15 protein-coding genes are annotated in these 25,162 nt (G+C 47.7%); 10 read left to right on the top strand and 5 right to left on the bottom strand.

Annotated features, from left to right (window positions below):
- The first annotated feature begins 16 nt into the window (after positions 1-16).
- The 4 genes from GA520_RS17675 (at position 17) to clpA (ending at position 6,654) form a co-directional block, all read left to right on the top strand.
- Positions 17-2,482 carry a hypothetical protein gene (locus GA520_RS17675; RefSeq protein ID WP_163337746.1) on the top strand — a complete coding sequence of 822 codons (2,466 nt, stop codon included), beginning with the start codon at positions 17-19 and terminating at the stop codon, positions 2,480-2,482.
- Positions 2,469-3,845: a DNA polymerase III subunit delta gene (gene holA / locus GA520_RS17680; protein WP_163337747.1), complete on the top strand. Its 1,377-nt coding sequence runs from the start codon at positions 2,469-2,471 to the stop codon at positions 3,843-3,845. Before GA520_RS17675 ends, holA begins: the two co-directional genes overlap by 14 nt.
- 194 nt (positions 3,846-4,039) lie before the next feature.
- Positions 4,040-4,354 (top strand): ATP-dependent Clp protease adapter ClpS, encoded by a 315-nt coding sequence (clpS, locus tag GA520_RS17685; protein WP_163337748.1) that lies wholly within the window; start codon positions 4,040-4,042, stop codon positions 4,352-4,354.
- Positions 4,355-4,389: 35 nt separating this feature from the next.
- Entirely contained in the window at positions 4,390-6,654 is a 2,265-nt protein-coding gene (gene clpA, locus GA520_RS17690; protein ID WP_163337749.1) for an ATP-dependent Clp protease ATP-binding subunit ClpA, read from the top strand.
- Between the two features lie 85 nt (positions 6,655-6,739).
- On the opposite strand, the gene GA520_RS27225 is transcribed toward clpA, so the two are convergent.
- Positions 6,740-6,859 carry a tyrosine-type recombinase/integrase gene (locus GA520_RS27225; RefSeq protein ID WP_370362725.1) on the bottom strand — a complete coding sequence of 40 codons (120 nt, stop codon included), beginning with the start codon at positions 6,857-6,859 and terminating at the stop codon, positions 6,740-6,742.
- A complete protein-coding gene (locus GA520_RS27230) occupies positions 6,813-6,995 on the bottom strand; it encodes a tyrosine-type recombinase/integrase (protein ID WP_370362726.1) in 183 nt (60 codons plus the stop codon). The genes GA520_RS27225 and GA520_RS27230 overlap by 47 nt, the downstream gene beginning before the upstream one ends.
- Before the next feature lie 571 nt (positions 6,996-7,566).
- On the opposite strand from GA520_RS27230, the gene GA520_RS17700 reads away from it, so the two are divergent.
- Positions 7,567-8,436: an epoxyqueuosine reductase gene (locus tag GA520_RS17700; protein WP_205749254.1), complete on the top strand. Its 870-nt coding sequence runs from the start codon at positions 7,567-7,569 to the stop codon at positions 8,434-8,436.
- Positions 8,437-8,544: 108 nt separating this feature from the next.
- On the opposite strand, the gene GA520_RS17705 is transcribed toward GA520_RS17700, so the two are convergent.
- From GA520_RS17705 to GA520_RS17715, 3 genes are all read right to left on the bottom strand, one after another.
- The gene (locus GA520_RS17705) at positions 8,545-11,652 is read right to left on the bottom strand and encodes a PAS domain-containing sensor histidine kinase (protein ID WP_163337750.1); all 3,108 of its coding nucleotides are present in this window, start codon (positions 11,650-11,652) and stop codon (positions 8,545-8,547) included.
- A gap of 295 nt (positions 11,653-11,947) precedes the next feature.
- Positions 11,948-13,480: an ATPase domain-containing protein gene (locus GA520_RS17710; RefSeq protein ID WP_163337751.1), complete on the bottom strand. Its 1,533-nt coding sequence runs from the start codon at positions 13,478-13,480 to the stop codon at positions 11,948-11,950.
- A 57-nt stretch (positions 13,481-13,537) separates the two neighbouring features.
- Positions 13,538-13,849: a circadian clock KaiB family protein gene (locus tag GA520_RS17715; protein ID WP_163337752.1), complete on the bottom strand. Its 312-nt coding sequence runs from the start codon at positions 13,847-13,849 to the stop codon at positions 13,538-13,540.
- A 645-nt stretch (positions 13,850-14,494) separates the two neighbouring features.
- Between GA520_RS17715 and GA520_RS17720 the strand changes: the two genes are divergently transcribed.
- Genes GA520_RS17720 through GA520_RS17740 form a run of 5 tightly spaced genes read left to right on the top strand, consistent with a single transcriptional unit; the run spans position 14,495 to position 24,882 of the window.
- Positions 14,495-15,019: a PleD family two-component system response regulator gene (locus GA520_RS17720; RefSeq protein WP_163337753.1), complete on the top strand. Its 525-nt coding sequence runs from the start codon at positions 14,495-14,497 to the stop codon at positions 15,017-15,019.
- Positions 15,016-20,949, top strand: a complete 5,934-nt coding sequence (locus GA520_RS17725) for a PAS domain S-box protein (protein ID WP_163337754.1) — start codon at positions 15,016-15,018, stop codon at positions 20,947-20,949. The genes GA520_RS17720 and GA520_RS17725 overlap by 4 nt, the downstream gene beginning before the upstream one ends.
- Before the next feature lie 13 nt (positions 20,950-20,962).
- Positions 20,963-21,997: a two-component system response regulator gene (locus GA520_RS17730; protein WP_163337755.1), complete on the top strand. Its 1,035-nt coding sequence runs from the start codon at positions 20,963-20,965 to the stop codon at positions 21,995-21,997.
- Positions 21,998-22,042: 45 nt separating this feature from the next.
- On the top strand, positions 22,043-22,978 hold the full coding sequence (locus tag GA520_RS17735; RefSeq protein ID WP_205749255.1) for a response regulator: 936 nt from the start codon (positions 22,043-22,045) through the stop codon (positions 22,976-22,978).
- Positions 22,978-24,882, top strand: a complete 1,905-nt coding sequence (locus GA520_RS17740; RefSeq protein ID WP_163337756.1) for a DUF342 domain-containing protein — start codon at positions 22,978-22,980, stop codon at positions 24,880-24,882. The genes GA520_RS17735 and GA520_RS17740 overlap by 1 nt, the downstream gene beginning before the upstream one ends.
- Positions 24,883-25,162: the final 280 nt, after the last annotated feature.

Raw genomic sequence — 25,162 nt, forward strand, 5'->3', positions numbered from 1 at the left:
CCAAAAGATGAAGATTATGACAGAATACCCCGTATTCCTGCAATTAAAGCACCTCCCGCTTGTCCTGCTGACTGTGTTCGGTCTCCACTTCCTTCCGGGATACCCGGAGGCTGCCACCATGCAAGAGTTCCAAAAGGAACGTACAACGGAAAGCCTTCGCCAGGTAAAAGGGCTGCAACAAGAGCAGATCGAAGAGTATGCAACCCGCCTGCATAATCTCAGTTACACCCGCCAAAGACTTTTTCGCGCGTTGTGCAAACTGCCGGATGCAGACAGTCATACTATTGAAACACTTTTCCAGCTGGCAACCCGGGTTCCGGTTCGGTTCAATTCGATCCCCCTGCTTGAGCTGTACACCTCCTGTTTGGATGCAACCCTTGCCGGCAGCAGGAATCTCTTGCAAACGCTGGAGCAAACCAGCTTTGTTTCAGAGCAGGTGCTCACCCCTCTTGCCAACATTACAATAGATAAGGCAACAACCCTCCTCGACCTCATTGCGTCGATTCAGGGAACAACCGAGGCTGGACAATGGGCAACCCAATCACTGCTTGCCTTTCCAGCCATTGACCCCAAGACATTGTTGCAGGCAATTACCCTTCTTTCAATCATGACCGAGCCGCAATGCCGGGCTGCTGAAAAAGGTTTACTGGTGCAGGGACTCCGAAAAGAGGAGATCCTCCCCCTGCTCTCTACCCTGATAAGATTCAATCAACGGGATGCGATCAATATTCGTGCCCTTTTCAGTCAACCGACGCTGCAAGTATCGAACCTGTCGTTCTGGCTACAGGGTTTCTTCGCAACACCCACTGGCGAGAGGGATACGAGCTTCCAACAGCTCTCAGATACCCGGAAAACACTTCTCCTTAACAGTTACCACAAGGCGGCACGTGACTTTATCTGGCAGATAAACAATCTTCACGATATTACAGATGGATACGGGCGGGAGATCGGTTCCGGCAGGCTTGCAGGGTCCAGCACGGAAACACTCACCAGCCTTTTTGCACGGCTGGACCCAACCACCTCGCACCATTTTCAAGACGATTTTGAACAGGCAGTAGCCAAGGGAAATAAAAGGGAAGCAATCTCCCTTTTACGACAGGCAACGGGTCATGCCAGAAAACAAGCGGCAACTGTCCTCTCAGCTGCCAATATCTATCTGCTGCTGGCCAACGGCGGGGAGTTATATGATTCCTCTTTCAGGGATATACTGGCGCCGGTACTGAAACAAAGGATCGCGACACAATACGGTGACAGACTACTCGATTTCCTGCTTGCAACCGATCCCCACCACCTCTTTATTTCCGACTTTATCACCCACCTGGCGCATAAGGGACGACTCACCCTCTTCTTCCCGGCTGACCCCGGGCACCAGCAGAAAATACTTGAGCTGGTAACCGAGTCTGCCCTGAAAGACCAGGACAGCCTGATCCTTTTTTCGGCAACCTTCAGCCGACTCCTGACAGCACTTCAGCCGTCGGCACGATCTTACCTGATCGATCTGCTGCTCGGCGAGTTAAGGGGCCAGACTGCAGAAATGGCACTCAACCTGCGGGTTATTTTGCAATACTATCTCGACAACCACCCCAATTTTCTGAGCGAACAGGATACAACCAGAATCCTCCGGATGATTCAGCAACACGGCCCAATAGACCTCGCCCCCTATACCCATGCCCCTTTCGAACGATGGAGGCAGGACGGCCGTCTCACCGGTCTTTCTGTCTTCCAGGATGACGACGACGGGCGCTCATCCTACGCCTCTTACAGTTTCTCGCTGCTTGAGCATGGTTATAAACCTGCTATCTCCTTAACCTATTCCGCTTCTCCGGTTCCGGAACAAGCATCACAAGAGGCAAACCGCCTGTTTCACAAACTACCCACAACACCTGCAGGGACCGTCTACGACATTTTTCGCCTGGCCAACCGGTTCTCGCTTGCCATCGACTGGCAAAAGCGGGTAAACAATCTGGAAGTCACCCAGTCCCTGTATGTGTATCAAGACCGGCATGACCAGCAAAAACTGCTCAGGACCTTTCTGACCAGCGGCCATGAGATGTTTGCCCAGCGCGGTCACAGCTACTGGAGACACGAACAACTCTTCGAGCCGCTGGAAGCCCTGCTGGAAGAGAATATGGGAGTTGTTGACTCGTTACAGTCAGGTCTTCACTTTATCAGTCTCGGCTCCTGCGGCGGCATGCGGGCATACAGTCGCATCAACCGCATATTCAACAACGATATCGCTATACTGGCGACGATCGGCACCGGTAAGGCGGCAATCAACAACCCATATAACAGGAAGTTGTTTGAGATAGTCGCAGGCGATCAAAACCTTGAGAGCTGGAAAGAAATAGAAACACTGTTTAAGAATATATTCAGCGACGCTGTCGCCGGAGACTACATCCAGCCCGGATCTCTTCCGGCAATACTGCATAGATTGCAAGGCACCTTGAAAGCGGGCGAAACAGGCAGACATGGCACAGATTAAACGAAACGAGCTCCAACCGTTGCTGAATAAGAGAGAAGAACTGGGCAAATGCAAGATCATCCTCCTTTTCGGAGAACGATACCTATGCCGTGAAGCCGCCGACTCCATCCAGGATGCCCTACTTGAAGGGGATGCCGGAGGGGCTGTTCACCCAATAGACGGTGACCGGGAAAACCCCGGGCAGACGCTGGCTAAACTGAAGAGTTTTTCCTTGCTGCCGGGGAAGCAGATCTACCGCGTTACCGATTCCGGCATCTTCCATTCCAAGACAGTGGCATCCGATATCTGGGAGAAAAGCGAGGCCGCTCACCAGTCAGGCAAGGAGCATGCTGCCATGCGCCATATCACCTCGTTTGCCAGGGTCGGTTCTATCGGCATGGAAACCCAGAAACCGTTCTCGGAACTATCCGACAGCGGCTGGCAAAAGCAGTTCGGGTTTAGCAAACCCGCAGGAGATCTCGGCTGGGCCGACGCCCTATTTGTGAAGGCCGTGGGAACCGGCAAAATCAGCACCGGCGAGGCAACCAATATCACCGACCGTGTTATCGACACATTTTCATCCACCATACCACCAAACAACTATTTAATACTGACCGCCGAGATGGTCGACAAACGTCAACGGCTCTTTACCTTCATCAAGAAGAACGGCCTTGTCATCGACTGCTCCGTCGCCACCGGGGCTGCCTCTGCTGCCCAGAAACAGCAAAAAGACGTGCTCAGGGAACTCGTACACAACACCCTGGATGGTTTCAGTAAAAAAATAGAACCCCAGGCACTGGAGTTTTTTTTCGAGCGGGTCGGCTTCCACCCGGTGGCTGTAGTCAACGAGACGGAAAAATTGGCGCTCTATGTTGACGAGCGGGATTATATCACCACTGAAGATCTTGATAGAATGGTTAGCCGCTCACGAGAAGATGCCCTCTATGAGCTTACCGACTCTTTCGGCAAACGCCAGGTAAGCAAAACACTCATTATCCTCAAGCGACTGCAGGATAATGGCACCCATGGACTCGCGATCCTGGCCTCAATGCGCAATTATATCAGAAAGCTCCTGATACTGCGGTCGATCCAGTTACAACCGGTCCCCCTTTATCAGAAAAACATGAACGCCAAACAATTCCAGAATAGTTACCTGCCCGCCTTAAAAGAATCGGAGCAATGGCAGGACCACCTCGGCGGTCACCCATATGCCTTGTTCATGAGTTTTTCAAAAGCGGCAGATTTTTCCTGTTATCAACTGAAAATTTGGCTTAAACTTCTATTAGAGGCGGAGTTTCGTTTAAAAGGTTCCCCGCTTCCCCAACAGTTAGTGCTCGAGGATCTCTTTCTGTCGTTGTTCAGGCAGAAAAGAAATGCTGATTAGGGCTGCGATGCACGACTTTTACTCGTAACCGCAGTCAGCACATCCCTTCAGCCTTTTGTAGATTGAAAAAGTCTATTTAGGTATTATCTTAACTGGGAAGAAGAACGCAATCTGGAAAACAGGGACACGACAACAAACTGTTTTCACAAAAAATTAACAACGTCAGTACAACTTGAAAGACCGCGTAGTACATTATGACAGAACGAAAAGATGAGCAGCAAGGCTCGGTAGCAACCAGTGACTGGGTGGAGCTTCAGGAACCACCGCTCTACAAGGTACTGCTTCATAACGACGATTACACATCAATGGAGTTTGTAATCCAGATACTGGAAATGATCTTTCACAAATCAATACCGGAAGCAACACGCATAATGCTTAATGTACATGAAAAGGGCATAGGCGTGGCGGGCGTATACAGCCGGGAAATTTGTGAGACAAAAATCACAATCGTACACGAACTGGCCCGCAAAAATGAATTCCCCCTGCGCTGTTCAATGGAAAAAGCCTGAGCAGCCGGAACGAATGAATACATGAAGGTTTATATATGTTAAGCAAGACACTCGAAAAATCACTGATTCGGGCGATCCGGGAAGCCAAGAACCACAAACATGAATATGTAACTGTGGAGCACCTGCTCTATGGTCTGCTTCATGATGACCTGGCTACCTACATAATCAACGAATGCGGCGGCTCCCTTGATATACTCAAGGAACGTCTTGAGAATTATTTCCTGGGAGAAATCCCCAAACTTACCTCTGCAGACCAGCAGGAACCGACCCAGACCCTGGCCTTCAACCGGGTTTTACAGCGGGCGGTTGCTCACGTACAGAGTTGCGGCAAAAAAGAAGTCGACAGTGGTGATGTTCTCGTCTCTATTTTTTCTGAGGCGGAGTCACATGCCGTTTACTTCCTGAGCTCTGTGGGTGTCGGCAGGATGGCCGTGGTTAATTTTATCTCCCATGAGTTACCTGAGGGGTTGCAAGCGGAGCCCCTTCCCCACCCCCCTGGGGAGGAACCGGAAACCAAGGAAAAATCCAAGGAAGATAAAGCCCTTAAAGAGTTTACCGTAAACCTCACCCAGCAGGCTGCTGAAGGCAAGCTTGATCCCCTGATCGGTCGTGATGACGAAATCAACAGGATCATGCAAGTGCTGTGCAGGAGAAAGAAAAACAACCCGCTGCTGGTGGGTGAACCAGGTGTCGGCAAGACGGCCATGGCAGAAGGATTGGCCCGGCGTATTCATGAAGATAAGGTTGCCCGGCAGGAAGAAAAGAAACCCATCGTGCCGGACCTGCTGCAGGACGTTGAGATTCACCTGCTAGATATGGGTGCGCTCGTAGCCGGCACCAAATATCGCGGTGACTTCGAGAAACGATTAAAGGCGGTCGTATCTGCTATCGAAAAAAAGGAAAACGCTATCCTCTTTATCGATGAGATGCACACCATCGTCGGTGCAGGTGCAACCAGCGGCGGTTCGATGGATGCATCCAACCTCTTAAAACCTGCACTTCAGGCCGGCATATTACGCTGCATTGGTTCTACGACCTACGAGGAATACAAGAACCAGATCGAAAAAGACCGAGCACTCTCGCGCAGATTCCAGAAGATTGATATTGAGGAACCATCCGTTTCCGATACCATCCAAATCCTTAAAGGATTGAAAAAGAGATATGAGGATCATCACCAAATCCGTTACTCGAAAAACTCGCTGAAGGCCATGGCCGAATTAAGTGAGCGGTATATTAACGAACGTTTTCTGCCGGATAAGGCGATTGACGTGATGGACGAGGTAGGTTCGATGTTCCGTCTTGAGGGACGTCAAAACCGAATGGTCAAGATTAACGACATTGAAAAAGTTGTCTCCAAGGTTGCACGCATACCTGCCAAGAGCGGCACTTCTTCTGACGTGAACGCGCTCAAAGAGCTGGCACCAAAACTCCAGGACGTTATCTTCGGCCAGGATGAAGCAATTGAGGCGGTCGTATCTGCGGTTAAAAGATCTCGTGCGGGCTTAGGCAACCCCGATTCACCGACAGGGAGCTTTCTCTTTGCGGGCCCCACCGGTGTTGGCAAAACAGAGGTTGCCCGTCAGCTTGCCAGCGTCCTTAACGTGCATTTCGAACGTTTTGATATGAGCGAATACATGGAGAAACACGCCGTAGCGCGCCTTATCGGTTCTCCTCCAGGTTATGTCGGTTTCGACCAGGGTGGTTTATTGACCGAAGCAATCCGCAAACACCCTTACTCGGTACTGCTGCTCGATGAAATTGAGAAGGCTCATCAGGACATCTTTTCTATCCTGCTGCAGGTGATGGATCACTCCACCCTCACCGACAACTCGGGCAGAAAAGCAGATTTCAGAAACGTCATTATTATCATGACAACGAATGCAGGGGCACGGGAAATGGCCTCCAAGTCAATCGGTTTCGTTACGAACGAAAAAGGAAAAGATACCACGGCCATCAACAAGCTATTTGCGCCGGAATTCCGCAACCGTCTCGACGCAACCGTATCTTTTTCCAAACTTGACGAAAGCAGCGTGGAAAAGGTTGTCGATAAATTGATTAAAGAGTTGGAAGAGCAGCTTGCAGAAAAGCGCGTTTCCATCAAGTTGAGCGACAAAGCCAGAACATGGCTTGCAAAAAAAGGATACGATCCCGCTTATGGTGCCCGTCCACTCAGACGACTCATCATGAAAGAGATTGGTGACACCCTCACCGAAGAAATACTATTTGGTAAACTCTCAAAAGGTGGTGAAGCTGCCGTCGACATGAAGGACGACAAACTGACCTTTAGCTACACTGCATAACGAAGACATTACTCCACGTGTTTCCGAATTCAGAGCATATCGACTTTTGATTATTGGGTGGTTTTATTGATACATAAAACCACCCTCAAAGATTATCAAGAGGACTCGTTACCGGATTTCTCATATCCTTTACGACATGAGTATAAATCATTGTTGTTTCAACACGGGCATGTCCCAGATAATCCTGAATCTGCCTGATATCCACCCCCCTGAAGCAACAAGTGTGTTGCAAATGAGTGACGGAGACTATGAACAGATGCGTGTTTGTGTATACCACTTTCTTTTAATGCTCTTTTGAGCGCTCGCTGGAGCACCTGTGCTCTACGGTGATGCCTCCTCACAGGCCACTTTCAGGATCCATCGGGTTTCCTGCCCTCGCCACATACTTCTTTCTGAGACCTACAGCAAACACATACAATTTGCCAGGTGTCGTAGTGTACCATCCCGTCTTTATAGAGATGATATGATGCCTCAGCATCCTCTCCATACACTTTCGCCCTCTGGTATTGATAGTGTACTGTCTCCTGAAAAAAGGCAGAGACTCAGCCCCTGGTGTCGATTGGCAATGCACTGAATCAACAGAGAAACACAGCCAAAAAAAGATGACGGGAGTGAGATATGACCTGATGCAAATTCTTTTTTCAGCACTCAACTATTTCATAGAGAACAACTTCTGGGTTACGGGTTCTTTGGGGTGGCAGAGAGGGCAAGCACCCTGCCGGGACATCAGCTGCTGCCATTTTTGCAGGACCGTATTTGGCACTTCAACTACCTCAAGCCCTTGCGGAGAAGGAATTACGCGTTATGATTCATACGCTGGATATAGGCTACCGATACGGCCATATACCACACTTGTGATTATTTCCCGCTTCCTGGAAATTGACAGTCCAGAAGCCTGAGCAGATAGTATTTATGGAAAACATGAATGACATAACTGAGAAAATAATTGCCTGGGCGGCTCGGCTGGAGAACAACCGGCTGGGCCCGGACTCTGACCTTTTCGCCTTTGGCGAGCCGCTTGTAGGTTTTGCTGCCGGCAATGATCCTCTGTTTGCCTTTTTACAAGAGGATATCGGACCAGATTTCTACTGGACTCCTGAGATAGCCTATAGAATTGCCTTCCCACTGGAAGAACTGAGTGCAGATGATCTGAGTGTTATTACCTGGGTATTGCCACAGACCGAAAACACTCGGATGGCGCACGGCAGAATGCATGAAATGCCAAGTATAGAGTGGAGCAAGGCTCGCCACTATGGTGAACAGGTGAATATGAACCTGCGTCGTTATGTCGTTGAGATGATGGCGATAGATGGCTATCATGCCTGCAGCCCCATGCTGATGCCTGAATGGTCAAGGGAAACGTCAGCCAGATACGGCTATGCGTCGAGCTGGTCTGAGAGACACACCGCCTATGTTTGCGGCCTTGGTACTTTTGGTTTGTCAGATGGTCTTATCACGCGGGCCGGGAAGGCTATTCGGGTTGGCTCTGCAGTGGTTCGCAGAAAATTATCACCATCACCGCGTGAATACACCCACCACATGGCCTGGTGCATGCGTTTTGCCGGACGTGAGTGCATGGCCTGTATCAGGCGTTGCCCGATTGGCGCCATTTCCGAATGTGGGCATGATAAGGTACGGTGCAAAGAGTATATCCGCAACGTCACCGCCGAATATGTTGAACAGCATCAGCTAGGTTTTACAGTCAACAGCTGCGGTCTCTGCCAGACCAGAGTGCCGTGTGAAGAGGGAATTCCTTTCGCCAGGGGTAGAAAGAGAAGATAAACCTCAGTTGATTATGGCTAACCACTGGGATCAATACAAGCCATTGTCAAGTTTCATCCCCGCCCTGATTCGCTCACTCCGCCTGAATTGCACACCCCAAGGCGCTGCTTACGACGGACCCTTGGCTTCAGCTTCATCGAGCACTTTTCTTACGAGTGCGGCAAATTCAGTTTTGACAATTGGCTTTAAGATAAATCCGTTAACACCACGCTCTCTTGCATTTTCCTCGGTTATTCTACCACTATACCCAGTGCATAAGATAGTCGGAATGTTCGGTCTGATGACTCGAATTTCTTCTACCAACCTGTCTCCTGCTATATTTGGCATCGTTATATCGGAAATCACCAGATCAAAACTGTCAGCTTTTAAACGAAATAGCTCCAGCGCCTCCAAACTGCTTGTTCTGGTAGTCACAGAATAGCCAAGACTCTCCAGCATTCTCGACTCCATTTTAACGACTGCAGCCTCATCATCAACGAGCAAAATGCGCTCTTTGCCCAGTGGAAACACCTCGATTTCATCGCCAATTACCTGGTTACGTTTGCTAACGATGGGTAAAAGGACAGTAACAGTTGTCCCCACATCAAGGGTACTGTCCACGAAAACCTTTCCACCATAAGTTTCTACGATACCGTGTACTAAAGAGAGCCCAAGACCCGTTCCTTGCCCTTGAGCCTTCGTAGTGAAATAGGGTTCGAAAATCTGTTTGATATGTTCCGGCGAAATACCTGCCCCACTGTCAGAAACTTTCAACTCTACATAACGACCAAAATCCAATTCCAGCGGTTTACTTGTATCAGAGTCGCTGATATGAATATCTTGCAAACTGACATCGAGAATGCCCTGTTCATCCTTCATGGCATGGATTGCATTCGTGGCTAAATTCATTAATATTTGATGCAGCCGGGTAGGATTTCCCATGATGAGGGACTTACTGGTAATGGTGATTTTGATATCAATGGTTGTGGGCACGGTAGACCGTAAAAATTTAATTACCTCCTTAACAAGCAGAGCAACCTCAATCGGTCTCTGTTCTTCATTTGATTGTCTGGCGAAAGCAAGGATCTGCGAGACAAGGTCCTTGGCACGTATTCCTGCCAAATACACTTCCTGCAAATCGCTACCAAGCTCAGATCCAGATTCGACTTGCCCCTGCGCCAGTTCTGTAAAACCGAGTATAGCCGTGAGAATATTGTTAAAATCATGAGCGATCCCACCGGCCAAGGTGCCTATTGACTCCATTTTTTGGGCTTGCAGCAACTGGCTCTGCAATAGCTCCCGTTCCTGTTCCTTTTTTTCCCGTTCAGCTACGTCACGTATAATTGCCAGGTTACCAATCCAATGGTTGTCTGTATCATAGAGCTTTGCAGCGAAAGTCTCACCAGGAAATGTCCGACCGTTTTTATGCCGGTATTGCGTATGGTACCAATGCTGCTGTTTGAGCGCCTCTTCGCTGAATATTGCAGCTCCCGCGTTGGTAAATTTCTCTTGGCTTGCATAAAGTATTGCCGCAGATTTTCCCACCAATTCCTCTGCTGAATAGCCAAACAGCGTTTCCATGCCATTGTTTACCAAGACAATCTCCCGGTTGGGCTTGGCCATCACAACCCCCTCGGGAATAGTCTGGAACATAATCAAAAACAGCTTCTGCTGTTTGAGCAGTTCTTCCTCAGCACGTTTGCGCTGAGTGATATCGGATACAATGCCCTCAATGGCTTCCAATTGGCCGACCTTGTTTCTGACAAAAACATTTCGCTGAAAAATCCAACGACTCCCCTTGTCTTTGTGAATGATCATGTATTCAAATGTGGCAGGCTGCTCACCCTCCAATAATCGCTGCCATTGTTCTTCGAAATACGACATCGAATCAGGATGAAGAATTTCTTTAATAAACATAGGATTGTCGTAAAACACTTCAGGGGAATAACCAAAAATTGTCTGTACAGCAGGACTTACATATTCATATTTCCCTTCAGGCAGGATCATTCTATATATAACATCTGGCGAATTTTCAGTCAGACGGCGATATTTTTCCTCGCTCTTCTTCAACTCCAGCTCAGCGAGTTTGCGTTCCGTCGTTACCTCGGTATAGGTGATCATGCCACCGATTGTGCCCTTTGCAGAATACCAGGGTCTGCACTCCCACCGATTGTAGGTCGTCGATCCATCTCTTCGGATGAAAGAATCGCTCTCACTTCTCTCAACAGCACCCTGCAGTATCCTTTGATGCACGTCCTTCCAACGCTGCGGCATTTCGGGAAAAACTTCATAATGGTGCTGGCCGATAATCTCTGATTCCTTTACATTATAGTCTTGAAGATATCTGTCACTGACCGCTATATACCTAAGACCATTGTCATAAACTGCCAGGGCGTTGGGGTCGTGCTTTATTATATAGCGTAAAATCCGCTCACTCCCACGTAACTTCTCTTCAGCCTTTATCCGCTCAGTAATATCCAGCCCCACTAAAGAGATCAGCTCGATATTGCCTTGCTCGTCGAAAATTGGCGAAAAGGTACGTAGTGAGTGCTTTATTTGTCTGTTTTTATCTAAATAAGAGACCTCGTCATGGACCATTTGACCTTGTTGCACATCTTTGACAGCTCTTTTCGTCTGCTGATATACCTGGACCAGAGATTTCCACCAGTCAACATTCCAGATCGGGGTACCTACCGCATTTGTAGCGAGGTCACCGCAAACTTCGTAGCACAGGTTGTTCATCTCCACCACATTGCCAGCGGGGTCCAGGATAAGGCTAAACTGGTATGACTGATTAAACATCGCCCTGAACCTGGATTCACTGCGCCGCAATGCTTGCTCGGCAGCCCGGTTCTGCGATAAGTCACGAATCGACATCCGTACAGCGGGCACTCCTTGCCAAACCGTCTCGCTGGCCCACAATTCCACCGGAACAACCTCATTGTCCGGCGTCACCATTTCGACCTCAACCCTTTCACTGCCACTTGTGGGAATCCCAAGCTGCGTTCCGATAATATTGTTTCTGGGCCGCCGTAAGATCTTTTCAGCCGCAGGATTGGCTAAGAGAATAACCCCCTGCAGATCAACCACCAGAATCCCATCCCCACTGTCACGTATAACAGCGGCGAGGTTTTCATCCTCTTTTCGTTGAAGAACTTGAACTTGATGACGCAGTCCGGTGATCTCGGCAATCAACTCGGCACTTGTCTTAGAATGGTCTTTGCCGTTAGCGGTCATATTTACTCTGTCTCTTAAAACGTTATGTAATTTTCATCCTGCAACTAACCCATTATTCACATTTTTGCTGCATTCATCCTAAAGGTATCAAGGGTGCCGCTACAGCAATCTACCGCAAGCCTTGATAACAAAGATGATGGATTCAGCTGTCACGCCCACAGGCTGAAAATTACGCTTGAGCGCCAGCGTTCTTTCGCGGCCCAAGCTGTAACCGGCAAATACAAATCCTGGTCTTTAATAATTTGATATTACAGGATATACAAAACAGTAATTGGCTTTTTCATGGGTTATTAGGCTAGCCTTTTGTTTTAGCGAATCGTTTACCCAACTTGATTCCGCCTTGCATAATTTCATACCGAAAGATATCCCTAATGTGGTCACTACCCCGCAGTTTGAAAATATTCATAAGCTTCATGATTCGCTGATCCCGTTCCACATAACGGAGTAATACAATTCCGTCGACAATGGAACTCAGGCGCATTTCGTTGGTAGCAAGGCTGCCAAAAAACTGTCCTTCTCCTGCACCAAAAGAATCGGCGCTGAGGTAATTCATATAGCAGGAGATTCCACGGGTCTTGAAGAAAGTGCTTACCTGAATCAAAAACTCTCGTATCTTGTTGCTGTCCATGGTTGATGATTCCAGACTGGAAACAGAATCAATAACCACCCGTTCTATTGCCTGTGCTTTTACGGTAGCAACAATCTGTCTGAGAAGCTTATCGGTTGATATATCAATCAGTTCACTACGAATAAAATGCAGTTTACCCTCTTGTTCAAATAGTTCTAAATCCCAATCATGGGCCTTCGCGGTTTTTTTCAGTTGCGCAACCGGCTCCTCCAAAGCAATCCATAGACACTTTTGCCCCTCTTTGATGCCCTGCACGAGAAAGTGCATTCCCAGGAGGGTTTTACCGGTTCCCGTGTTTCCGGCAATGAGCATCATATGTCCCTGCGGTACACCACCGCTCATGGCTTCATCAAGATTTGTGATACCGGTACTTTCTCTAATGTTAAAGTCGGTAATGGCAGTATTACTGTCGAGAGGAATCTTGGGGTATATTGACAGGCCACAGGCATCAATATCATACTCCACAAGGCCACTGCGATACCCAAGGCCGCGCATTTTGAGTACGCTCACTGTGCGAATGATCTTGTTCTGGCCATGATGGGTCCCAAGCCGTATCGCTCCATCTGAGACGAACTCCTCAATACTGTTACCCCCATGCACACCATGCTCAATTGTTCTCTCTGCACTTATCAGCGTGGTAACACCAAGTTTTTTGAATTGGTCCATCAGGGCAAAGAGCAACTCCCTGACCTTGTATTCCCCGACCAGATGTGAATATCTACCAAAAACTGTGCCAATACTGTCTACGGCGACACGCTCGGCACCTATCTTTTCGATGAAATGCGCGACTCTTTGCAGCAGGACTTCCCAGTCGAAATCACCGCTCTGCCCGGTTTGTACAAACTTAGGAGAGCAATCGATAATAGCCAGCTGACCGGAATTTATCAGCTCCACATAGTTCCAACCAAAACCTGATGTATTGCGAATAATATCATCCGGGCGCTCTTCAAAAGTTATATAGATACCATTCTGGTTATATTTGGTAATGCCTCTATAAAGAAACTCGTTTAAGAGCACAGTCTTGCCGGTTCCGGTGGTGCCGGTAACAAGCATCGTTCTGCCTTTGGCGAGTCCTCCTCCCAGAACTTCATCAAGCCCTGTAATACCGGTTTCCAGGCGTTCAAGCACCTTAACGGACTCTTGAGAAGATTTATGGTATTGCTGCGTTTTATCTGGTGTATTGCTCTGGGTCTTGCTCATCTTCTCCTTCCCCTTCAACTCATTTTACCTAGCGGATTTATTTATCGTCACGATCGCTCAAAATAGTTGCTCACCCAACCCTAAGCCTGAAACCGCCTTATCCGTTTCACTAAGATTGCCTAATACTCTTCTTTCCGGACAGGGATACATACGCACTACGGTGGGCACAGCCAAGATATCGGGCGGAACAGCTTCAATATCAGCCATTATATCAATTACTTCCAGAGTAAATTGGTCATGAAGATATTTTTCCAAAAGGTCTCGCAGGTTTTTTTCAGCCTGTCTGGACATCAACGAACTACCGCCCTTGTATAAAATAAACTTCCAGGTCTCAGAGGTACCTGACACTTCAGTCTGTGATTTTGCCATTGGAAGTTCCTGTCATTTATCAGTCTTTTTTTTTGGGGTAAAGCTGTTACTGAACATGGTTTACATAAACCACATATGTTCAGTAATCAAAACCGTCTTAGAGCCTCCAGCAACGTGCCACTCTTAGTGATACAGAAGGATACGGTTCTGTTGACCATAAGAAAAAGAGAGCCCATCTCTCAATGGCCTGAGATTTATATCAGTCGTGCGAGGTGAGAGGACAGATCGTCCCTTTGTTTGAAGTCTAGCAAAAAATATACGTTAGGACCAATAAATACCTTAAACAAAAATATATGCATTAACAGGCAATATAGCAAATCCTCCGGAATCTCACTTTGGCAAAAGACCAGGCGTATCTTTTTGAAAAAGTATGACTACGCGCCAAAACAGAAATAGCTACCAGGTAAATGCTGATGTCGCCCCTCTGGTTCACCATCCGCCAAGGCCATCTGTGGGTTACTCCGGCTCCTTGTTTCTGCTGTTATTTCTGCGAGCAATGACTATTCATTGTCTCTTCCTGTTCAATTCATTCCATTTATACTAGAATCAAGGATCAGCTTTCTCGACAGTTCAAGATGCCCCTCAATATTCAAGCATCTCCATCGTATTGGAACTATACGCAATTCAAGCAAGGGGAAGAGACAAATGACAACAAGCGACCCAAAACCCTCTATTCTGGTCGTGGATGATGACAGAAACGTCCAAAAACTCCTCAAACGGCTTCTCTTGAAAGAAGGGTACCTGGTGATTGCATGTGAAGATGCCGGCACAGCACTGCAGACAGCTATTGAGACCTGCCCGGACCTTATATTGCTCGACATTAACATGCCTGTCGTGGATGGGTACACGCTCTGCAGGCAAATTCTAAAACAGCCAAGCTGCGAGGATATCCCCGTTATCTTTGTGAGCGGACTGCTCGAGGAGAACGACAAAATAAAAGGGTTTGCCGCAGGGGCTGTTGACTACCTCACCAAGCCTATCCAGAATGCTGAAACTCTGGCCAGGATACGACTCCACTTAAGTCTGAAAGAAAAGATGACCGAACTCAAAATTTTCAACAACATAATGATTGAGCGAGAAATGCGAATTATTGAGTTGAAAGAAGAGGTCAACTCGCTCAATCTGGAACTTGGCAGAACTGCTCCCTACTCAGAAATCTGGCACAAATGACAACAAACAACACCCGCCGACTACACAACCACGTGCAATTATCTTCTCACAAAACCAGAGTCCTCAGACAAACTCTTTTAATACTGCTGTTTTTTGCCATTACTGCGACCGTCACATTCTCCGCCTTACAATTCATCAAACAGGAACATGCTGATTCGATTAGCCAGAATCTGCATACGGTTATGCGGGCGACAAAAGAAGCTCTCCACATCTGGCTCGATGGCCAATTCAGTGAGATTGAACTACTCGCCCAGCACCCCAAGTTCATTAACCTTGCAAGTCAGCTTATCGCCGAATTTGATCAAGAAGGCAATATGGCTGCCCATCCGGCACAAAAAAAACTGCACGACTTTCTTGACAAGTGGCTTGCGACAAACAGAGCCGTCGGCTTTTATCTGCTTAAACCTGATGGCACCAACATTTCATCAAGCCATGACAGCGAAATCGGCATCGTCACCTCCCTTTCACGAAGAACAGCATATTTTAAAGAAGTTTTAATGGGCAATCGCTTATTTATCCAACCTTTCAACGCCCTCACCCCGGTACCTGATACAGATGATGATGTGCAAACACGAAAGCCAACGATGTTTCTTGCTGTTCCGGTTTTTGATGAGCAGAATCTAGTGCTTGCCATACTCGCCATCCGGTTGGACCCGAGGCGAGACTTTTCCCATATCGCACAGCTTGCTCAGTCCGGCCGGACTGGTAACTTTTATCTTTTCAATAAACGGGCATATTTATTGACCTCCGGCAGATATGATCAACAAATGGTTGAAACGGGTCTGATAGATACGGAAGCCTCCCTCCTCAATGTCCGTCTGCTTGACCCGGGAGGCGACCTGACCTCGGGATATCAACCAAACCGGCCCCGGGAGGAGATGGAACTCACGCGGTTGGCTAAAGCCGCAGTAGCCGAAAAGTCCGGCCTGGATGTCGCTGGCTATCGAAATTTTTTAGGGGTCAGGGTGGTCGGTTCCTGGGAATGGGATAATGAGTATCACTTCGGACTCGGCTATGAGATAAACGTTTCCGAAGCGTATAGCCCCTATCGAACGACTCAGGCCATCATCATCCTGGTAGCCGCAATCATCTCAATACTCAGCATGTTCCTCTTTCTGAACGCTATAAAAAAACAGCACGCGCTTGCACGATCGAGAGAGATTCTGGCGGCCAGCGAAGAGAAGTTCAGAAAGGTTTCTGAAGCAATAGCAGATGCGGTTGTCTTGCTTGACCCGCAGCAAAGGATCAGATTCTGGAATTCGAGCGCCACAGCGATTTTCGGTTACCCTGAACAGGATGTCTTACAGCGCAAACTTCTCCCGTTGGTCACTTCTGAGGCTACCACTAAAAAACGCGATGACCCTCTTGCCAAGCTCCTGCAACAGACCTCAGCGTTTTCAACAGGATGCTCACAAGAGCTCCAACTACGAGATAAAGAAGGAACTCTTCACCCGGTTGAAACATATCTCAAGACTTTCATGATGCAGGATGAACAGTGGTGTATCTGCACTTTCAAAGACATTGGAGAGAGGAAAAAGGCAGAGCAAACGCTCAAACAGAGCGAGAAGCTGCTAAAAGATGCCCAGCACATTGTTCAGTTAGGTCACTGGATGGTCGATTTCACGAAAAAGACCTTTCAGTGTTCAGATGCCATCTATCGTATCCTGGAACTCGAACCCAAGCAAAAGGACCTGACTCGCTCTCTCTTTCTTCAGTTTGTGCATCCTGAAGACAGAGAGGGTTTCAAACGGTCCTTTCAGCAGTCTGCTCAAGAAAAATCTTTGCTTGACATTGAATTCAGACTGCTCCTGCCGAACGGAACAATTAAATATATACACCAACGCGGAAGAACAGTTGTCGACATAAACGGTAAGCCCAGCACATCATTTGGCACCATGCAGGATATTACCGAAAGAAAGGCGCTGGAACTGGAAGCGATCAAAGCCAGAGACGAAGCTAAAATGGCTCTTACCAGGCTTGCCTCACAAGAAAGACGTTTTCGTTCTCTTGTGGCCAACCTGCCAGGGGCGGTCTACCGTTGCGCAGGAACAGATCGCTGGTCAATCTCCTACATTTCAGATCACATTGAATTGATAAGTGGCTATAGCGCCGCTGATTTTCAGGGCCCCGATGCACGGGAATTCCTCAGCATCATTCACCCTGACGATCGACAACGAGTCGTAACATCTATCAAACAGAACCTCGCAAACCATAATCGCTTCTATATTGAATACAGGATTGTCGATCGTCAACAAAGCGTACACTGGCTATCCGAACAGGCAAATCTTATTACTACTCCCAATGGTCCAAGTTCTATCGATGGCTACATATATGATATAACTGACCGAATTGAAAGAGAGAATTCACTCAAATCTGTTACCAGCAGGTTGCAAATGGCCACGGAGGGTGGCCGAATCGGTATCTGGGACTGGAATATTGAGAACGATGACCTGATCTGGGATAATTCCATGTATCTCCTCTATGGCTGTGACAAGGCCTCAATTAGCAATCTGAACGATTGGCAACCGCACATATTGGATGCAGATTTCGAACAATTTAAAACCGACATTCAAGAGACAATCAAGTTCAAAAGAAACCTGAACACGACATTCAGGATTCATGGCCCAAATAATCAAATTCGTTTCATCAGAGGCAAAGGAAAACTCTTTTTTAATGACTCCGGGAACGCTGTTCGCATGCTCGGCGTGAATTATGATATCACTGAAGCAGTCACCGCCCAAAAGGAACTCGCCGCCCTGAATGAAGATCTCGAAAAACGTATAGAGGATCGTACCGAAGAACTTAAAAAATCGAAAAAAGCGGCCCTGAGTTTACTGCAGGACGCGAACCTGCAGCGGCAAAGAGCGGAACAGGCCCTCACCAACCTCGAGCAGTCTCAACAAGCCCTCATTGCCAGTGAAGAAAACTTCAGAGGCTTGGTTGAAAGTATTGATGATATAATATGGGCCTACGATGAGAATTGGAAAATTATTTATGTAAGCCCGACCTGCCTGGAAATACTTGGTTATTTGCAAGAAGAGGTCATGGGCAAGGAAGGCATGATAAATATGGTCCCGGAGGATAAACCGATCTGGCAGGAAGCGTTCGGACAATCCATTGCAACGAAAAAGCCCATCAAGGGTGTGGAGTGCCGGTTTCAACATAAACACGGAGGGAAAAGCGTTTATCTCGAAACCAATGCAACCCCAATTTACACCCCAAATGGGGATTTTAAGGGGTTTAGAGGAGTCAGCCGTGATATCACCAGTCGAAAGCTTGCTGAATTGGATCTGAAGAAATTATCTCGTTCGGTGGATGCAAGCCCCGCTTCCATCGTCATAACTGATGCCGATGGAATTATAGAATATGTCAACCCGAAATTTGTCGAGGTTACCGGATACCGGCCCGACGAAGTGATTGGCTCCAAACCGAGCATTCTGAAATCAGGCAAGCATCCGGAATCATTTTACCTTAACATGTGGAAAACACTAAGCCGCGGCAACGAGTGGCATGGCCAGATCTGCAATAAAAAGAAAGACGGGACGCTGTTCTGGGAACGAACATCCATCTCTCCTATCCGTGATGAAAGAGAATCTATAACCCATTTTGTAGCTATCAAGGAAGACATAACCAAGAATATCGAAGCAGAAAAAGCGCTGCAGAAAGCACTTGCCAAATCAGAGGAAGCGACTCTTGCGAAAAGCAACTTTTTAGCGAACATGAGCCATGAAATCAGAACTCCGATGAACGCTATCATTGGCATGACCCACCTGGCGCTGCAAACCGAACTCGATAGCAGACAAAAAAACTATCTTAATACGGTTAACAATTCTGCCACATCTTTACTGAATATTGTTAATGACATTCTTGATTTCTCCAAGATTGAAGCAGGGAAGCTTGAAATAGAGAAAACCACGTTCAACATTTCCGAGACACTCGACAATGTCGTCGCCATTTTTGCCAATGATCTGGCCAACAAAGGACTTGAGTTGCTCGTTAACATCGATCAGGAAATTCCTCCGGTGCTAGTGGGAGACCCACTGCGGATTGGACAAATTTTCAACAACCTCCTGAGCAACGCAGTAAAATTCACAGAGTATGGCGAAGTGGAAATTTCCATTCAGCTCAGGCAACTCGATCTCTCCAATATACTGCTCGAATGCGAAGTGGCCGATACAGGTATCGGCATGAGCGAAGAACAGCAGAAAAATCTCTTTGAAAAATTCAGCCAGGCTGATGGTTCTACAACTCGCCTGTATGGTGGTACGGGATTGGGGCTCTCTATCTGCAAGGAGTTGCTTGACCTTATGCATGGCACGATCCACCTGGAAAGCGCTCCCGGTGTTGGTGCTCGTTTCATCTTTACTCTGGAGTTGGAACACAAATCTGACCGCAGGGCGAATACAACAACGTTTAAAGAATTACTGAACCTGCACGACCTGCAGGTACTGCTCATAGAAGCAAACCCTAAAATCGTCAAACATCTCGAACGGGTGCTGAAAAGCTTTTCTTTTCAGGTGCAAAGTTGCTCAGGCACTGCCCAAGCTGAGAGCATGATAACTGCGGCAGAACAGCAGAAAAAACCTTATGAGCTTATAATAGCCAACTATCGCCCCAATGGACAGGAGCCGATTCCTCATGCTTTCACATCTGCGTCCCCCCTCCCACTCATACTGATGACCACAGTTCGCGACTATACCGCAACCGAAGAGTTGCTGCAAAATAGGGATCGGGCAGCTCTCTTGGGTAAGCCGGTAACAACCTCCGCACTCTTTAATGCAATTGCCGAGGTGTTTGGATTGCAGCAGTCCAAGGTACAGAAACGAAGAGAATTATCCGAGCACTCGAAAGGAAAAGAACTGCATACTATTGCCAACGCCCATATTTTATTGGTTGAAGACAATACTATCAACCAGCAGGTTGCTGTTGAACTCCTCGAAAAGGCACGTGTCAGGATAACTCTTGCCAGTAATGGCCAGGAAGCAATTACCGCTGCAAAAGAGCAGCCTTTCGATCTTATTTTAATGGACATTCAAATGCCGGTTATGGATGGCATCTCCGCAACCAAACACATTAGAGAGCATGTCCCCGCCAACAGTAAAGTCCCAATTGTGGCAATGACTGCGCATGCCATGGCAGGAGACCGGGAGCGCAGTCTTGAGGCCGGCATGAATGATCACCTGGCGAAGCCCATTAACCCGGAAGAACTCTATTTCTGTCTCGTGCACTGGATCAAAACAGACAATCTGGAAGACAGCAAAAGTTTTGCTGAAGACAGGCTCGGGGAAGAGCATGCCGACGATCGTCAGCGCGGCCCATCCCTTCCTAAGCAAATAGCCGGCCTGAATATCACTGACGGCCTGCAAAGAGTAGCAGGAAACCGCCAGCTCTATTTATCACTCCTTCGTGATTTTCTGTCCCAAACAGAACATTTCCGGGAGGAGGTTCAGGCTTGTCATAACCGGAATGACAAGCCTACCTTACAAAGGGTTGTCCATACGCTGAAAGGGGTTGCCGGCAGTATCGGTGCCAGGGAACTACAGCAGGCAAGCCTTGACTTCGAGCGAGAGATTCACAACAAGTCGGATAATTTCCAAATTATGCAAGATGTTCTGTTCAGGGAACTGCAACAGGTGCGAGACAGTATTCTGGAGTTGCTGGAACCTGTTCCGTCACAGGAAAAGTCCTCACAACCAGTGGAACATCCAACTGTTGACTTGGCACATATTAAAGATGTTCTGACTGATTTACTCAAACTTTTAGCGATCAGGGATATGGAAGCGGAAAGTCGCTTTTTTGAAATACGGGACATGCTCCTCTCACAATTTCCGCAACAAACACAACGCCTGACTGAATACATGGAAGCCCTTGATTTTAAAAACGCGCAGATAGTTGCACGTGAGATATCCACAAACCTGTACGATTCTTAAACGGTTGAGCACAATGAGTAAGAAAAGAATACTTGTCGTTGACGATGCCCCCGCCAATCTGCGATTGCTGAGCGAGATTCTCAAGAAGGAGTATTCTGTCAGTGTCGCCAACAGCGGTGAAGAAGCCTTGAAAATCGCGGCATTAGATGAGAAGCCGAGCCTCATCCTGCTCGATGTAATGATGCCGGAGATGGATGGGTATGAAGTCTGTCTGCGCCTGAAAGCCCGGGATTCAACAAAGAATATCCCTGTGCTGTTCGTCACCTCTATGGGAGAGGCACAGAATGAGGCAAGAGGATTAAGGTTGGGTGCCGTGGATTATATAACTAAACCGATAAATCCTTCAATATTACTGGCCCGAGTTCATACACATATGGACCTGCATGCCCATAGAGAACAGCTTGAGGAGCTGGTTAACCAACGGACTGCCCAGTTGCGTGACGGCTACATTGATACAGTTTACAGATTAACCCTGATATCTGAATTCAAAGATGAAGATACCGGTACACACATTAGAAGAATCAGTTACTATACAAAAGAACTGGCCAGACAGCTTGGTATGGATGACGAGTTCTGTGAAGCAATCTTTTACGCTTCCCCAATGCATGACATTGGCAAGGTGGCTCTTCCCGATGCCATATTAATCAAATCAGGCCCCCTGACCGATGCGGAATGGCGCAATATGCAAACCCATACAACTGTCGGGGCAAAAATCCTTGAAGGTGCAAAATCACCATACCTGCGCATGGCCATTGACATAGCGAGACATCATCATGAACGCTGGAACGGGGGAGGATACCCCGATGGACTCAGTGGTGAGGCAATTCCACTGACCGCCCGAATCATGAACATTACCGACCAATACGATGCCCTGCGAAGCAAACGCCCATATAAACCGGCGATAGACCACGCGAACACAGTAAAAATCATTACTCAAGGTGATGGCCGGACAATGCCGGAACACTTCGACCCGGACATTCTCTCCGCCTTCAATCGGGTAGCCGACACTTTTAACGATATTTTTTTAATGCACAAAGACGAGGAATGACAATTAGCGGCCATTCCCAATGCTGATGATTGCGAGGAAATCGAAATGAACAGAATACTGGTAGTGGATGACACCCCGTCGAACATAAAGATACTCAACAACCTGCTCTGCAAGGACTATCGCGTGAGTATTGCCACCAACGGAGCAGAGGCCCTGGAGGTTGCCCACAGCCAGCTGCCGGATTTAATCCTTTTGGACATCATGATGCCTGAAATGGACGGCTATGAGGTTTGCCGGAGATTGAAAAAGGATACGACAACGAACAATATACCAATTATTTTTGTGACCGCCAAAAGTGAGCTTGGAGATGAACAGAAAGGTTTGCAACTTGGTGCTGTCGATTATATTACCAAACCGTTCTCGCCCCCTATCACTCTTGCCAGGATCCGTAATCATCTCGATCTGAAACAGGTACGCGATAATCTTGAACAACTTGTCAGAGAACGCACAGCCGAGCTCCAAAGAAAAGTAGTTGAGCTCGAAGCCCGGGACAAACTGATCCGTATCCAGATGCAGAGCGCAGACCGACCGACCGTCGAGAGCGAAATCCTCAGTACAGTCGGTATGGTAATAGAACCAGACTGGCTCTGCCTGGTCTATCCCGCCAAAGAGAAAAGCGCCAACAACACTGTCCTTTCAGCTGTCCACACTGTAAACGGTCCCGCATCTTCTGGCAGAATCGTGTCACAGCCGGACGAAATTGCCCTGGCACTTGCCTTCAAGGCCTCTCAATCTGGAAGGGTTGAGCAGGATGAGCCGTACATTGCCTCACCCGCCTGCTATCAAAATGAAACTCTGGCTGTACTGCTGGCAAAGACAACAGTTTCAGATCAAGCGGATATCGACGAGAAGGCGCGTGCACTCTGGAGAATGAGTAATGAGGTAGCCATGGTGCTGCAAATGACCAATTTCAATGAAGATCTAGAGAGTGGAAAAGTTGATTTCGATGCTTTGATGAACCTGGCGGAGAAAAATCTCTGATGAAAAAGAAATCAGAAAATAGCAGGTCCTTCAAACTTTCTCACGATTTTGATGCATTTGCCGAGTTTCTTGATAAAGTTGAACAAACAGATGATGTCGCTAATGATACTGATGTTGCACCAGAAATCTGCTTTCACAACTCGACAGGAGTGGTAATTGTTTTCAACCATCCCCAGGATGGACATACTATATCTGCCGGCTTCCTCATGGCCTCAACAATTGAAACCCTTGATTATTATAATGAAAAAATCAGTAACAACCTGGAATTTAACGAGTTCAAACCTCTTATAGCCTTCCCCGGCGATAAACTTGCTGGCCCAGATGACTCCTTTTCTGGTGAGGCCGAGACTATCGAAGAGGAAGACACCATAAAGCCTAAGAATAATAGACACTTACTGACCGGTGCTCACGTCAGGGAAAATGAGCGGTCTGAACTTATCGCTGACCAATACGGTTTTGTCACGCTGAATGAAGGCAAGCTCTCCATCCAGTCCCCCCTGAAGGTAAGCAAAGACCTTCTCCGGCTAGACTGGCTTCTGCCAGGGGAACATCCCCAGGGAAGAATCACTCTGCCGATGCTCGAATTTTGGCTGCAGGAAGCCGCCGTGAGAATATCGCCAGATCATCAAAAAACCCTTATGGCTCTTATTGAGAATATCAACAACGGGATTTTTGCAGCAGGTGCCAACACTATTGTTCGAGGGGTCAGCCCTATCCACGGAGAAGACGGATTTATTCAATGGCACATCGATATTGACCAGAGCCCAGGCAAGCTTTTAGATGATGGGAGAATTGACTTTCGTGAACGCAACTTTGTGGTCAATGTAACAAAGGACCAGAGAGTCGCGACAGTAATACCACCAACCAAAGGCACTCCGGGTATAGATATTTTCGGCAACGAGGTGGCGGCAGACGATGGCAAAATACTGCAACTTGTGGCAGAAAATAATGTCCGCACAGAACAGAACGAGCTTGAAACAAGCTACTTCTCTGAAATGGATGGAGCCATCCATCTGTATAAAGATACACTCTCAGTTACTAACGTTCTTACCCTGGAGGAAGGCGTTAATTTTGGGACAGGGAACATTGATTTTGCCGGTGATGTTGTCGTAATAGGGATAGTGCTATCGGGCTTTTCTGTATGCGCAGGTGGTGATATTATCGTCACTGACTCTATAGAAAACGGCGCTTTCCTGAAAGCTCGGGGAAATATTGTCATTGGAGTCGCCATTAATGGCATGAATACCATGGTGCAGTCAGGCCTTTCACTGCGAACACAATATGTGAACGAAGCCACAGTTAAGGCCGGCACTGATATCATCATCGGCAGTTATGCGAGGCATGCAAAGCTCAGGGCGATAGGAGTCATCCAGGTCAACAGAAGCATAGAACTGCTCGGCGGAGCGATTATCGGAGGAGAAACCTGGGCCACGCAGAAAATCATTATTCACACTGCCGGCTCTGAGGCGTGGGTGCGAACGGAGCTTATAGCAGGTATTTTACCAGAGCAGATAGAAAAGCTCGACCAGCTCAAAGAGAATATAGAGGCAAAAAATACTCACATCCGGCAAATTCTCGATTATTTCGGTATAGCAAACATTGATCTTAAGAAACTGAAGGCGATGATCGAAAACGCTGAAGGCATGAATCGTAAAAGCATGGCGTTACGCGCAAAATATCTGGCGAATGCAGGAAAGCAACTTCAACAACTTCTTACCGAGAAAGCTGCTTTGGTGACCGAAATTGGCCCGGCTCCGGTCGATGCGGAAATTCAGATTCAGAAATCGGTATACCCGAATGTTATCGTTCGCCTTGGTTCAAAAAAACGCTCAATAGATTCAGCTCTTGGACCAACGTGTTTTCAGATAGATAACGAAAAAATCAAATCGGCACCATTCAAATAGTCTATCCAGACTTATGCACACCGAAACCAGCACCATCAGCTATTCGGGCTCATTGGTTACATTCATGCCGGTAAATCTTGGCTTCCCCTATGCCGGCCATTCTGCAGGTTAAATGTTCATATTACCCTTTGGCTACTCTGCTGCAACCTTACGCATAGCCCCCCGAATTGTAATGACATAGGGCCTGTGTCCCCGTAGAAAAGCCGGGATGGTATCCCGTCCTGCCTGGCTTCAGTCATCGTGCCATACTCACCATGGAACACCATGATGGTGGAATTCG

This window comes from Desulfopila sp. IMCC35008, from assembly GCF_010646885.2.
GTDB lineage: Bacteria > Desulfobacterota > Desulfobulbia > Desulfobulbales > Desulfocapsaceae > Desulfopila.

Coding starts and splice junctions, on each gene's coding strand:
- GA520_RS17675 (WP_163337746.1), top strand. CDS start 17: ATGACAGAATACCCCGTATTCCTGCAATTAAAGCACCTCCCGCTTGTC.
- holA (WP_163337747.1), top strand. CDS start 2,469: ATGGCACAGATTAAACGAAACGAGCTCCAACCGTTGCTGAATAAGAGA.
- clpS (WP_163337748.1), top strand. CDS start 4,040: ATGACAGAACGAAAAGATGAGCAGCAAGGCTCGGTAGCAACCAGTGAC.
- clpA (WP_163337749.1), top strand. CDS start 4,390: ATGTTAAGCAAGACACTCGAAAAATCACTGATTCGGGCGATCCGGGAA.
- GA520_RS17700 (WP_205749254.1), top strand. CDS start 7,567: ATGGAAAACATGAATGACATAACTGAGAAAATAATTGCCTGGGCGGCT.
- GA520_RS17705 (WP_163337750.1), bottom strand. CDS start 11,652: ATGACCGCTAACGGCAAAGACCATTCTAAGACAAGTGCCGAGTTGATT.
- GA520_RS17710 (WP_163337751.1), bottom strand. CDS start 13,480: ATGAGCAAGACCCAGAGCAATACACCAGATAAAACGCAGCAATACCAT.
- GA520_RS17715 (WP_163337752.1), bottom strand. CDS start 13,849: ATGGCAAAATCACAGACTGAAGTGTCAGGTACCTCTGAGACCTGGAAG.
- GA520_RS17720 (WP_163337753.1), top strand. CDS start 14,495: ATGACAACAAGCGACCCAAAACCCTCTATTCTGGTCGTGGATGATGAC.
- GA520_RS17725 (WP_163337754.1), top strand. CDS start 15,016: ATGACAACAAACAACACCCGCCGACTACACAACCACGTGCAATTATCT.
- GA520_RS17730 (WP_163337755.1), top strand. CDS start 20,963: ATGAGTAAGAAAAGAATACTTGTCGTTGACGATGCCCCCGCCAATCTG.
- GA520_RS17735 (WP_205749255.1), top strand. CDS start 22,043: ATGAACAGAATACTGGTAGTGGATGACACCCCGTCGAACATAAAGATA.
- GA520_RS17740 (WP_163337756.1), top strand. CDS start 22,978: ATGAAAAAGAAATCAGAAAATAGCAGGTCCTTCAAACTTTCTCACGAT.